At 39.0% G+C, this 12651-nt stretch carries 16 protein-coding genes; 5 read left to right on the top strand and 11 right to left on the bottom strand.

The window, feature by feature from the left end:
• Positions 1-50 precede the first annotated feature (50 nt).
• Together HED61_RS11070 and HED61_RS11065 are read left to right on the top strand one after the other, a co-directional pair.
• Positions 51-809 (top strand): ABC transporter ATP-binding protein, encoded by a 759-nt coding sequence (locus tag HED61_RS11070; protein WP_219645339.1) that lies wholly within the window; start codon positions 51-53, stop codon positions 807-809.
• A gap of 3 nt (positions 810-812) precedes the next feature.
• Positions 813-2786 (top strand): ABC transporter permease, encoded by a 1974-nt coding sequence (locus HED61_RS11065; protein WP_156247505.1) that lies wholly within the window; start codon positions 813-815, stop codon positions 2784-2786.
• Between the two features lie 201 nt (positions 2787-2987).
• Here the strand turns inward: HED61_RS11065 and HED61_RS11060 are convergent, their stop codons facing one another.
• The 9 genes from HED61_RS11060 to HED61_RS11020 all read right to left on the bottom strand — a co-directional run bounded on the left by HED61_RS11060 (position 2988) and on the right by HED61_RS11020 (position 7746).
• Positions 2988-3239, bottom strand: a complete 252-nt coding sequence (locus HED61_RS11060; RefSeq protein ID WP_003126551.1) for a hypothetical protein — start codon at positions 3237-3239, stop codon at positions 2988-2990.
• Between the two features lie 33 nt (positions 3240-3272).
• The gene (locus HED61_RS11055; protein WP_003126552.1) at positions 3273-3455 is read right to left on the bottom strand and encodes a hypothetical protein; all 183 of its coding nucleotides are present in this window, start codon (positions 3453-3455) and stop codon (positions 3273-3275) included.
• An 87-nt stretch (positions 3456-3542) separates the two neighbouring features.
• The gene (locus HED61_RS11050) at positions 3543-4193 is read right to left on the bottom strand and encodes a hypothetical protein (RefSeq protein WP_176333386.1); all 651 of its coding nucleotides are present in this window, start codon (positions 4191-4193) and stop codon (positions 3543-3545) included.
• Positions 4194-4241: 48 nt separating this feature from the next.
• On the bottom strand, positions 4242-5024 hold the full coding sequence (locus tag HED61_RS11045) for a hypothetical protein (RefSeq protein ID WP_103300850.1): 783 nt from the start codon (positions 5022-5024) through the stop codon (positions 4242-4244).
• Complete coding sequence (locus HED61_RS11040; RefSeq protein WP_103300851.1) at positions 5014-5556, bottom strand: sigma-70 family RNA polymerase sigma factor; 543 nt, start codon at positions 5554-5556, stop codon at positions 5014-5016. The genes HED61_RS11045 and HED61_RS11040 overlap by 11 nt, the downstream gene beginning before the upstream one ends.
• 100 nt (positions 5557-5656) lie before the next feature.
• Positions 5657-6118 (bottom strand): HIT family protein, encoded by a 462-nt coding sequence (locus tag HED61_RS11035; protein ID WP_103300852.1) that lies wholly within the window; start codon positions 6116-6118, stop codon positions 5657-5659.
• Between the two features lie 14 nt (positions 6119-6132).
• Positions 6133-6498 (bottom strand): hypothetical protein, encoded by a 366-nt coding sequence (locus HED61_RS11030; protein ID WP_103300853.1) that lies wholly within the window; start codon positions 6496-6498, stop codon positions 6133-6135.
• 353 nt (positions 6499-6851) lie between these two features.
• Entirely contained in the window at positions 6852-7331 is a 480-nt protein-coding gene (locus HED61_RS11025; RefSeq protein WP_219645338.1) for a GNAT family N-acetyltransferase, read from the bottom strand.
• Between the two features lie 49 nt (positions 7332-7380).
• Complete coding sequence (locus HED61_RS11020; protein WP_103300855.1) at positions 7381-7746, bottom strand: HIT family protein; 366 nt, start codon at positions 7744-7746, stop codon at positions 7381-7383.
• A gap of 172 nt (positions 7747-7918) precedes the next feature.
• Between HED61_RS11020 and HED61_RS11015 the strand changes: the two genes are divergently transcribed.
• Positions 7919-8941: a Gfo/Idh/MocA family oxidoreductase gene (locus HED61_RS11015; RefSeq protein ID WP_003126561.1), complete on the top strand. Its 1023-nt coding sequence runs from the start codon at positions 7919-7921 to the stop codon at positions 8939-8941.
• 82 nt (positions 8942-9023) lie between these two features.
• Here HED61_RS11015 and HED61_RS11010 read toward each other — a convergent pair whose 3' ends face one another.
• On the bottom strand, positions 9024-9356 hold the full coding sequence (locus HED61_RS11010; protein ID WP_138371894.1) for a helix-turn-helix domain-containing protein: 333 nt from the start codon (positions 9354-9356) through the stop codon (positions 9024-9026).
• 194 nt (positions 9357-9550) lie between these two features.
• Between HED61_RS11010 and HED61_RS11005 the strand changes: the two genes are divergently transcribed.
• On the top strand, positions 9551-9808 hold the full coding sequence (locus HED61_RS11005; protein WP_103300856.1) for a LexA family protein: 258 nt from the start codon (positions 9551-9553) through the stop codon (positions 9806-9808).
• Between the two features lie 52 nt (positions 9809-9860).
• On the opposite strand, the gene HED61_RS11000 is transcribed toward HED61_RS11005, so the two are convergent.
• Positions 9861-10853 carry a DNA/RNA non-specific endonuclease gene (locus HED61_RS11000; protein WP_219645337.1) on the bottom strand — a complete coding sequence of 331 codons (993 nt, stop codon included), beginning with the start codon at positions 10851-10853 and terminating at the stop codon, positions 9861-9863.
• Between the two features lie 697 nt (positions 10854-11550).
• Between HED61_RS11000 and rsgA the strand changes: the two genes are divergently transcribed.
• A complete protein-coding gene (gene rsgA / locus HED61_RS10995; RefSeq protein WP_219645336.1) occupies positions 11551-12504 on the top strand; it encodes a ribosome small subunit-dependent GTPase A in 954 nt (317 codons plus the stop codon).
• Positions 12505-12651: the final 147 nt, after the last annotated feature.

Raw genomic sequence — 12651 nt, 5'->3', positions numbered from 1 at the left:
CGCTTTTTTCTTCTAAACAGCTTATGCTAAAAAAGAAGGGGGAGAGAACAATGCCACTATTAAACATTCAACAAGTAAAAAAAGTGTATCAAAGTCAGTTGAACGGCCAGCCGGTCGAAGCATTGAAGAATATCACGTTTTCAGTAGAAGAAGGCGAATATGTCGCCATTATGGGAGAATCAGGATCTGGGAAAAGCACCCTACTGAACTTGATGGCCACGTTAGATCAACCGACAGCGGGAGAATTAGCGCTTAATGGTATCGATTTGACGACCATCAAAGAAAAAGACGCTGCAAGTTTTCGCCGAGATCATTTGGGCTTTGTTTTTCAAGATTTCAATTTATTGGATACTTTTTCTGTCAAAGACAATATCTTATTACCATTAGTCTTATCGAAAGTGTCGGTCAAACAAATGGACCAACGACTGCAACCATTAGTGCGAACACTGGGAATTACCGACTTGTTGCAACACTATCCCTATGAATTATCCGGCGGCCAGAAACAACGGGTAGCTGTCGCACGCGCGATTATCACAAAGCCGGATCTCTTACTAGCAGATGAACCAACTGGGGCGTTAGATTCAAAAACTTCCGATCAATTGCTGACGTTGTTTCAGCAAATCAATCAGAATGGACAAACGATCATCATGGTTACTCATAGTTCCATTGCTGCAAGCCGCGCGCAACGAGTATTATTCATCAAAGATGGTCACGTCTTCCATCAGCTTTATCGCGGGGAACGAACGAATAGCGCTTTTCTAGAAGCAATCTCGGAAACCATGACAGCTGTCTTTGCAAGGGAGGAGTAAGGAATGTTCTTTCAAAAAATCGCCTTTTCCAATTTGCGAAAAAACACCAAAGCTTATACTCCTTTTTTACTGTCCATGAGTCTTCTAGTTGCAGTGATAATGATGACACAAATCATTGTAAATAATCCAGGGATGAATAAACTGCCAAGCAGTCAAAGTGCTATTTTTATGTTTCGACTAGGAAATATCATTTTAATGGTTTTCGCCGCCATTTTTTCGTTTTACACCAATAACTTTTTGATCAAACAACGAAAAAAAGAATTTGGACTTTACAATGTTCTAGGATTAGGGAAACGAGAAATTGCGTTAGTGGTCTTTTGGGAACTTTTTTATAGCTGCCTCATCAGTCTGGCCGCAGGGCTAGTTGGAGGTCTTTTGTTTGCACGATTGGGGTTCTTGATTTTAAAAAGAATTCTAGAGGTGGGAGAATCCTTCGTCTTTGAACTTTCTGTAGAAAGTATCGGTCTTGTGATCCTTTACTTTTTGATGGTCTATGGCTGCCTTTTTCTATTCAATATGCTGCAAGTCCGGCGAACCAAGCCGATCGAACTGCTGCAAGGTAGTAAGCGCAATGAACAAGAGCCGCGAGCAAAAGGCTTTTTAGCCCTTCTAGGGATCATTTGTTTAGCGGTAGGGTATACGATTTCTGTCACAATCAAGTCGCCCATCAGCGCCTTGGCACTCTTTTTTGTCGCTGTGATTCTTGTGATCATCGCCACGTATCTGTTGTTTATTTCTGGCAGTATTAAAGCGTTGCAGTTTTTAAGAAAGCGATCCACTTATTATTATCAGACGACCCATTTCATCAATGTATCAACGATGCTTTATCGAATGAAACAAAATGCAGCAGGTCTAGCAAGTATTTGTATTTTGTCAACAATGGTTTTAGTGACTGTTGCCACAACAGCTAGTCTTTATTTCGGACAGAAGAATGTGGTGGAAACACGCTTTCCTTATGACTTTCAGATCGAGTCAGAGGCGAATCTGCAACAATTGAACCAAGCCATCGATAGTCTTGAAAATAAAGTAACGCTCAAAAACCGGAAACAAGTCACTGCTACTAGAGACTTACTTTTTACGGTTGAGGGAAACACACTTACTCCTTCAACAACTTTTGAAGATAACAGCGAGAATTTAGAAAAAGCGGTCTTTCTCACATTTGTTACTAGTACGGAGTACCAAAGAATCACAGGAAAAGAAGGACCAGAAAAAGATGAATTGTTGGTCTTTCCAGAAACTTGGACCCATCAAGCGTTGCCTAAAGAGCTGACGATCGATCATAGTCAGTTCACTCTTCGATCACTAACTGAGCTGCCACCTTTTACTCAAGTGGAGAATCCTGTTCAACAACTTGTGGTGGTAGTCGATGATACTTGGCTTTCTGAGAAATTAACTAGTTGGTATCAGGAAAAAGAATTCCTCATCTATCAACAACCAGTGATCACTACTGTTTTTGACTTCCAAGTGCCTGAAACCAGTGATCGAGAAACAATGGGCAAAGAGATACGAAAGGACCTTCAAGCAGCTGATCCGAATGCACGCATTGAATCAAAAGATCTCTTCCAAGTACAGACCAAAACGTTTACGGGAGGATTCTTTTTCTTAGGGTTGATTTTTGGACTGATCTTTATTTTGGCAGCTACATTAATCATCTATTACAAGCAAGTCTCTGAAGGAATAGAAGATAAAGAACGTTTTGAGATCTTACAGAAAGTTGGCTTAAGTCATAAAGAAGTCAAGCAAGTGATCCAACAACAAGTATTGATGATTTTTTCTTTTCCATTGGTAGCTGCGATCATCCACCTTGCATTCGCGTTTCCGATGATTCGCAAGCTGCTTTTGCTTTTCGGGTTGACCGACCGCAATCTGCTGATCAGTGTGACTGTTGTATCAGTTGCTCTTTTCGCAGTCATTTATCTGTTGGTATACCTTATCACAGCAAAAGTCTATTACCGACTTGTTGAACGAGAGCAATAATTGTTTGTCACTCACTAAGTTAAATTAGTTAAATTGAACAAAAAATACCCAAAGGAATAGAGCCCTCAGTGTTTGCATTACTGCAAAGACCTATCGTCAATGACAACGTCATGACTTGCTCTTTCCTCAGGGTATTTTTTTAAGAAAATTCTCTATGCTAGCTTCTCCGATTCACTTTCGATACGAATAAATGAAAACTAATCACCGAAGCACGAAAGGTAGCATCCAGATACCATAAAGCAGACATGCAACTAGAACACTGCCTAAAAAAGAATTTTCTGAATGCCACATAAATGCAAGTTCGATTGCAAAAAGAACGAGAAGAATAGCGACAGCAAGTACCGCAGACTGATCAGTAAACAACAACCAGCCATAAATAAGTATCAGACAGATAAGATAGAGAATGTACCATTTTCTTAACTTTCTTGGTAGATAACGAACATTGCCAATCATCTGATGCTCCTTTCAACAAATCCACTCTCGGAACTATTTGTTTTTCTTGATCGTCATGACTACTAACGGGATCGTTAATGTGATATACCCAATAATAGAGGCCACCAACAAATAAAATGGCATAGTTGAAATATTGAATAAGTTGGTCAGTAAAACAGCAACCACCATAGATACGAAATAGCAAATAAACAATTGTACAAAACGTTTGAGATTCATCGATTTTCCTCCACAACAAATTTTTGATTATTCCTGCAATATTGTAGTCAAGCTAAGGTTCTGAAAGTTAGGTTCTTCTGAAGTGATTTAGGGAAGAACTTCCTGCATGACATCCATCTGATCTGCAGGAACGTTGCCAGCATAGTTCGGCGTTGCTAGGGAAAGCACACCATCATGGTTGTAAAACAAATACATTGTACCATGGTAGTCTTTACGATCTTGGGTTCCACCCAGTATTTTACCGATTGAGATTTGTGTATTCACTTTGACTTCACGAATTTGATTCGTTCCTACACTAAAAACGCGAATTGTTTTTGTGGGAACCGTTGCGATTGTTGCTCGGTAGCGGCTAGTCACGGAATCATCGGGTGTAGAACTTTCAAAAGTAACTTCCTCTTTGCTCTGATCAATAGTAACAGTGTCAGGAACGTTGAATCCTTCAAAAGAAAATGTCAGGACATTGGATTGTTGTGACATATCTACTTGATAGGGATATGCGCTTGCTGTTTCTGGAGTCTTTGGTGACTCCGTCTCTGATACCGATTCACTGGTAGACCCACTAGCAGAAGCCCTCGTAACAGTTTTTGTATCTGAAAGAGAAGATTGCGATGATTCTACGGTTTCGCTAGGCATTTGTTTTTGGCTGCTCGAAGATGTGGTTGCTTCTTCTGGTACGTTTGCAGAACAGCCGCTTAATAGCAAGGATAGCAGCAATGGGACTAGTACCTTTCTTTTCATAAAACGGGTAAGACCTTCTCTCGTTAATTTTTGACTATTATAACATAATTATCGGACAAAAAATGATCTCTGATCAACAAACCCAATCAAATCACGATAGTACCAGTCTTTAAAAATCCCGATTCCAAAGACGATCCCCAAGACTAACCCAATAGCTAAAAGAATTAGTAAAAGATTGACGAATATCATCAATCGATAATTGAAATGCCAATTACTGATTATGTAATCTAAGGGATTTTTACGGTGGATTTTTTCAGTGATTGGAATTTTTTTGAGTGCAGGAATCGTGTCATGGAAATGTTGAAACAGTTGATAGTCTTTCTTTGTCAATACATCACTAAAAATATGGCTATCCGATTGAAAATCAAAGTAAGCCCAAAACATGATTTCCTCGTCTTCTGGTTTCTCAAAGCGATTCAGTTTACGCGTCTTCAAAGAAAATGCCGGAATCGAGGAGTAGGGGTAACTGAAATAGGTTTGATCATCTAAAAAGTCGATGATCACAAGAAAAAGGATCCGTTTTTCTGTAAAAACAAATAGACGATTACTCCGAGTATCATTGAACTGTGCGACATATTGCTTTGCTCTTTCTGTACGTGCATAAGACAAACCAGCTATCCCTTGATTACTGATTGCAAGGTTGCCTGAAGTTGAGAGAGGGAGATAGCCTTGAACTGTTTCGTCTTTATCTAAGAGTGATTGAATTTCAGTCATCAATTCTTGAAAAAAGATATATGTTTTGCCATTAGCTAAAAGACGATTTTTTTCATCTTGCGTTACTTCATTTCTGAGACGACGATTTTCTGAATCAACGATCTGTTTAAAATTCATCACGATTCATCCTTTCTTTCCAAATCTTTTTCAACAATTTTCTGCCGCGAGATAAGTGATTATAAATAGCTGTTGTCTGCAAATCCAGTTGTTGCGCGATCTCTTCTGGACTTTCTTGATAAAAATAATATAAAAGAAAAATTTGTTGATCGACTTGGGATAACTCTTCGAGCCAAATCAGAAATTCTTCTTCACTTAACGGGGATTCCGTAATAGCTAGCTCTTGATATTCTTCAATACTTTCTTGTTGAAATGCTTTATTTAACTTACGCTTGCGATCGATTCCGCGACTTCGAGTAATCAGCAAGATCCAAGTGATAAAACTACTTTTCTCAGGATCATAGGCCTCGATTTTTTGCCAGATTTCATAAAATACTTCATTTGCTACATCTGACCATTCACTTTGTTCATGAGGGGCTTGTAAGATTCGATGGATGGTCATAAGAATACTTGACCCGTAGCTATCAATTAGTTGTTCCAAGCCGGTATAATCTTTGTTCTTGATCAAATGAATCATTTGATGATCGTTCATTTTTTCACCTCTTTGTCTATTATACGGACGTCTCAACTGTTTTCTATCAGAGTTGTGAAAAATTCTTTTATCAACAAAAAAAGCTCCTGGTCAAGAGCTCTCATTGATCACCGGGAACGGATTCAGTCAAAGAAGTCGTGATTCGCTGACGTATGAGGTGATGTTTCTCTTCATCATAGGTATTCTGCGGACATGTCCAATATGTTGCTGGATATAGCCAAACAGGTTTTGAACGACGCACTTCGGTCTCCCAAGAATATCGTGGAAAAACGTGTGCATGAAGAAATTGATCCGTGTTGCCAAGAATATCGTAATTGACTCGCAGTGGCGAACAGGCGGCTAAAATGGCATCACCCAGCACACTCATCGAGACGAGAAATTCTTGTCTTTCTTCCAGTGATAAATCATTTAGGCTTCCGACTGATTTTTTAGGTAACAACACACAGTAGCCTGGTAAAAATTGGGTATCGCCAAAAACCGCAAAACCACCCGATAATTCCTTCATTAACATGGGATTTGTTCCATTTTGACAAGCTTTGATCCGATCATTGCGCCAATCCATCGAAATTCGCTCCTTTAACGAATTATTTTATCAGTAAACCAACGAAGTCTAAATCGTTGACAAAAATGATCCCACAAAAATGTACCAAAAAACGCACCCACGAAGTAGAGTGTCCATGAAGCAAGTTCAAAGGGATTTCCAAATAAAAGAGACATGATTCCACCGATAATAAAAAGATAAGTACCAATCAGAATCTTTCGCAAGGTAGAAGGTAACTGGCGAATGAAAAAGGAGAGTAGAATAAATATTAGGAAATTCATTAATTGCAGCACGTCTAACCAAGCGAAATGATGAACGATAACCTGTTTCATAAGATCTGCTCCCATAAAAATCAAAAAGAAAAAAAGCAGTTTTATCCAGGATGGTTGATGTTGTTCCATAAATCCACCTTCTCTTATAGTAATTATCTAGTTTTAAAATACATAATTAATTATAACATAAGATCAGCAACATTATAGAAAGATGATGAAAAGGAACTAGGAAATAAATTGCATAAATAAGGAAAGAAACTGATAAAAGCTAGTTGAGAAAAACGAATGAGTGGCTCCAAAAAACGCTTGTATGAGACCTTTTCGTCAAACTCGTTTGAACTTTCTCTCGAAAAGTATCAAGGAAACAAGAAGTGTTTTTTATTTACCAGTATAATATTATGTAAACAAGATTACCTATGACAGTCGCTCTTTAAGAGACTCTGTCATAGGTAATGGGGAGAAAAGACAATAAGTAATGAGTTTTAGTGGATATGTTTGGTAAGAAATACACGATCCATACCAGTCACAATCGGACTCGTACGATCTGATAGCTGATAACCGAGTGTTTGATAAAATGAAAGTAGGCGGGTTTCTTGCAAAATCGTACTTAGCTGCCATGTCTTAATAGACGAGAATCTAGCTTCGGCTAACTGAATGGCCATTTTACCAATCCCATGATTTTCATTAGCAGGCAAAATACAGATGGGGGCCACTCGTTCTACCAGCGCCGGGGCTTCTGATAGAACGATTCGTACAAAACCTACTGCTGATCCGTCGGCTTGGATCAAATAGAAATAATTATTCTCTCGTTGGTACTTTTTAGAGAAATTCTCATACGTTTCCAGATAAGGGGAGGTTTCTGTATCCTGATAGTGTTCAAACAACTGTTTAAAACTTTCTTTTTGTATCCGATACGCTATCGGTAATGTTTGGTAGGTAACTTTTTCTAACTGAATATCCATTGATCATTCTCTCTTTCATTGTTCAATTGACGACTCGTTAATAACCTTCTTACTTTTTACTGTCATGAAAATCGGGCCAAGCATTGATGCCGTCGCCTTCTTTTCGAGGAATCAAATGGATATGCAGATGATTAACGGATTGTTGGGCAGCAGCGCCATGGGCACTTAAGAAATTGATACCTTCAAAGTTACCAGATTTCACGCAATCTGTTGCCACCTTTTTTGCTGTCTTGGTAACTTGCACCCATATTTCTTCGTCACAAGCAAGAATAGAAGTTACATGTTGTTTCGGTATAACTAAGAGGTGACCGTCTACAGCGGGATTTTTAGGAAGAATCGCCATTGTCCATTGATTTTCATAAATGATTGTTGCAGGAAGCTGTCTGGCTGCGATCTGACAAAAAGGACATCTCATCGTTTTCTCCTTTTTGAATCAATCATAGTCTATTTGTTTCAAAATGATAAGCGCTTTGTTTCATTAGTTAATTAAGGAGACATACAAATCGGCGGCGAGAAGGATTCTTGCTTCCATCTAATCGTTTGTTTGACTATAATGGAACTATCATGAAAAATGGGGGCTTTAAACTATGCTAACAATTGCTTATATTGGCAATGGAAAAAGCACTAATCGCTATCACTTGCCGTTTGCTACTAAATTATCCGACAAAATCCACGTGAAAACAATCTATTCCCGAGTGATTCGCGATACTTGGGCAAAACTTCCTGGAACGACCTACACAACAGATATCAACGATATCTATGATGATCCAGCGATTCAATTAGTCGTTGTGACTACTCCTAACCATCTGCATTTTGAAACTGCCAAGGATGCATTGCTTCACGGAAAGAATGTATTGCTAGAGAAACCTTTTACTGAAACATATGCACAAGCTCAAGAACTTTTTGCTTTGGCTGCAGAAAAAGGACTGTTGATTCAATGTTATCAAAATCGCCGCTACGATTCTGACTTTCTGACTGTCCAAAAAGTTATTGAAAGTGGCGTTCTAGGGGATTTACTTGAAGTAGAAATGCACTATGACTATTATCGCCCCGAAATTCCAGAAAATACACAAGAATTCTCATTAAATAGTAGTTATCTTTATGGACATGCTTGTCATACCATCGATCAAGTGCTGTCTTATTTCGGCGAACCAGAGACATACCATTCAGAAGTTCGCCAACTTTTAGGTCCGAATCGCATGAACGATTATTTCGATCTGGACTTCTTCTATGGCCCTTTAAAGGTATCGATCAAATCAAGCTATTTCCGAATCAAAGAACGACCAAGCTTTGTCGTTTATGGTAAGAAAGGCATGTTTGTCAAACAAACCAAAGATCGCCAAGAAGAGCATTTAAAAATGTTTTATATGCCTGATCATGCGGACTTTGGAATTGATCTTCCTGAACATTATGGCTGTCTGACGTATTATGATGATGAAGGAATCTATCATGAGGAAAAAGTAGTTTCTGAAGTAGGGGACTATAGCCGTGTTTATGCCGGACTGTATGAAGCTATTATTAATGGAAAGCCTAAAACAGTCAAAGACGAAGAAACCCTAGTACAAATGAAGATTCTTGAAGACAGTATCCAAGCAGTTTATCCACGATAATTTCATTTCTGGTAATTCTCGTCAGAGAGCAGGCCAAAAGCCATCTGATTCTATTTTTTTAGAGACAGATGGCTTTTTTCAATTAGCGTTTTCTATTTTTTTGCTTAACAAAAGCGATATATTCTAAGATATCCGTGATTTCTTCCTCGGTCATATCTTTGATTTGATGGGCCACTCGCCGTTGATTTTCGTCATAATCCCATTCATCATATGAAACGGAATCACCAATCAATAAAGGCAATGGGACTGAGAGTGCTTTTGCCAATTTTTTTGCAGTATCCACATGGGGTGTCTTACGCTTACCATTTTCAAAGCGGGAAATTTGCGCTGCACTGACTCCAGATTTCAAAGCCAACTGATTGACGCCGAGCTGTTTTTCTTCTCGGAATTTTTTTAGATTTTCGCCAAAACTCATACCAACGCCTCACTTTTTTCTTCTACTCTTTTCATCATAAAGTCAAAAGAAAACAAATGCGATGAAAAGCCAGCGACTTCTTCAAAAACTGTTGTTCCAAGGGAATTTTTCATTTATAATATTACCTATAGGAAATAAACGCTTAGGTTTTTCAATTGTCCGTTGCTTTTGTCTTCTACCCCCTGGAGGAAAATATGATTAGAAGAGATCGGATCTTATTATTTATTGATGCTTATCAGCAAGAACAGAAACGAGCACCATCTATTCGAGAAATTTGTGCCCATGAAGGAATCAAATCAACTTCTCTCATTCACCGTCATCTACTTCGGATGGAAAATAGAGGCCTAATCACGAGAGAAAAATTTCCAAAATCACGCACATTGCGTTTAACAGAAGCAGGAAATAACTATTTGACAGAGTTACAAAAATCAAGGTACGAGCAAGCGCTATAAGGTTAACGTGTCGAATAGGGATGCTCTCAAAATAAAAAAGCCTATGGCTTTTTTATTTTGGTGCTCGATAACCAGCAGCTTTGGCTTCCGCAATCGTTTTGAACCATTCTTTTGGATTTGTCGTCTGTTCATAGCCTCTCGTACCTGGCAGATGATAAATGCCATTTTTTGACCCTTTGATCAGACCATTTCCCTTCGCATCTACATATTCTTTTTCATCTTCAGCAACATTCGATGTAGTATTTTTTGTCGAAGTGCTAGTCGCATCCGATGCTTCTTCAGAAAGCACACTTGTCCCATCTTGGTAATGGATCGTCACACCATCTTGAATATTGAATATATAAATATTGAAGCGGATCGTATTATCGCCAATCGATTGGGCTTGCATTTGAACGCCTCGTGCCACTAATTCATCACCGCGGTAAATAGGAGTCACCGAATAACGAACATAATGGCTGGGATCTTGTTCTAAATAGTATTTGATATCCATTTCATAGCGTAACATTTCGGGATTATTCAACTGTTGTGTACCTGTGATCAGATTTTTCCAGTTGGCATTTTCTCCCGCCAGAGCAAAGCCGATCAAATGAGTTCGATTATAAAGATAACCTTTTTTCAGCTTTTTATTGTGCCAGCCTGTAGGCGTGACACTAGAGATATCCCCGCGTTTTTCAGTAGGCATCAGGGATTGATTCAACATAGCTTCCGCAGAAGTGGCTCGATTTAAGTGATCGAGATCACCATATTTTTCCCATGCACCATTTTTTGTAGAGAGGGTATCTTGTGAGAAACAGGGGACATTGTTGTTGATAGTAATGGTTTGTGTCCCTTGATACGTCAATGCAGCGAGATTATTTGCTGACTGGGTTTCTTTTGTATGCGAATCTGATGCTTTAGAAGACTCCGACTGTTTCACCTGTATAGTAGATGAGTGTCCAGGTGATGAAGTGGGGTTCGGGTCTTTTTGGGTTTGCGTGTACAAGCTGATACCAAGTACAGCAGCAATCAAAAGACCACTGATTGTACCAAGAAGTTTCTTTGCCATGATTTTCTCCTAACATATGGTTTGCTCCTTTGTAAAATCGCGAGCGTAAGATGTGGTTGCGAGTTTCAATAAAGGAGGAAAAAATAAATATTCTGCTGCTATCATACCATTTTTTAAATAACAGTTGAAAAGAAAAAAACTTTTTTTACCAAATATTTCTTATATGAATAAATAGAAAAGAGAATATTATATAACGAATCATTCACAAAAGAACTAAGATTATTCACTAATGGGTAAAGGAGAATGGTCAAAAGTTAATGAACATAGGAAAGATAGGGCAAGAATGGGGATCTCAGAAGAAGATAGGAAGGAACAACGATAATAGTAGAACAGTGATACAAGGGGAGGCTTATTGCTTAATGAGCGAGGAGCTATCTTGCTTGAAAAAATCGTAGAGGATGAAGAGAGTTTAAAGGGGACTGTCTATCGTGTGAGTTTCAGCTTTTTCGTTTTAGTGGTTTTGAAGCCATTGACAGGGGATATTCAACGCTCCATAGTACTTCTTGCGGCTAATCATTATTGAGCCATAAAAGAAAAGCTAGTCTGACAATCGCAAGAAATGCTATACTAGGGATACATCAATCGATGAATTTACTCACGAAAGGGGAAATGTCATATGAATACTTATAATGGACGTCAAGATCATGGAGGTTTCCCTTTATAGAGTGGCACCTCCAAACATAAATGGAGGGAATTCATGGAAAATCAAGGAATTGTTATCTTTCAAGCGAAAGATCTGGCAAAAGTATTCTTGTCTTCAGGAGAAGAACGTTATGCCCGTGTCTCCGGAAAGTTTCGCCAGCAAGCAACAGCATTGAAAGACTATCCGATCGTAGGCGATCGGGTAATGGGGCATTGTTATGATCAAAATCAATTTTTGATTGATACCGTCTTGCCGCGAAAAAGTTTTTTACAGCGGAAAGTAGCTGGAAATCGACCAGACGAACAAGGAATCGCTGCTAATGTGACGACTGTCTTTCTTACAACAAGCGCCAATGAAGAGTTTAATCTCGCTCGCTTGGAGCGGTTCGTTACGATTGTTTGGAACAGTGGAGCCAATCCAGTCATTGTATTAACAAAAATCGATCAGATGGACACAACAGAAACAGAAGCAATCATCAACCAGCTGAAGCTGACATTCGCTTTGCCGGTTTTAGCTACCACCATCTACAAAGATGAGCGGACGCAATTCGAACCATTTTTGACGCCAGAAAGCGTGGTAGCCTTTATTGGTTCTTCAGGGGTTGGTAAATCTTCTTTACTCAATCAATTACTAGGAGACGAACGGCAGACAACCAAAGCCATTCGTGAAGAAGATGGGCGTGGTCGTCACACTACCACGAGTAGACATTTGTTCCGCTTGCCAAATGGGGCAATGGTCATCGATACTCCTGGCATGAGAGAAATCAGTTTGGAGACGGTTGCTGCGTCTTCATTAGATCGGCATTACCAGATGATTGAACTTTTAGCAGAAAAATGCCGCTTCAAAAATTGTCGTCATGAATCAGAGCCAAATTGTGCAGTCAAAGAAGCGTTAGCTTCTGGAGAACTCTCGCAAGATCTATTTAAACGTTACCGTAAAATGGAGAAAGAATTGGCCTATTTGAGACACAAAGAACACCTGCAAGCACGTAAAAAAAGAGAAAGATAGCAATACTAAAAGCGCTGTGACCTGAATGCTATATACATTTTGACTCGTTTTCCTAATCACATTAAGAAAGGGAGGTACCAAAATGGGATTCCTGCAAAAGAGCCACAGCGCTTTTTTTAGACTGAATTTAAATAAAAAAATCCGTCG

The organism is Enterococcus gallinarum, from assembly GCF_021496385.1.
GTDB classification, from domain to species: Bacteria; Bacillota; Bacilli; order Lactobacillales; family Enterococcaceae; genus Enterococcus_D; species Enterococcus_D gallinarum.
The sequence above is the reverse complement of the archived record's forward strand: the minus strand, read 5'-3'. Positions and strand labels throughout refer to the sequence as shown.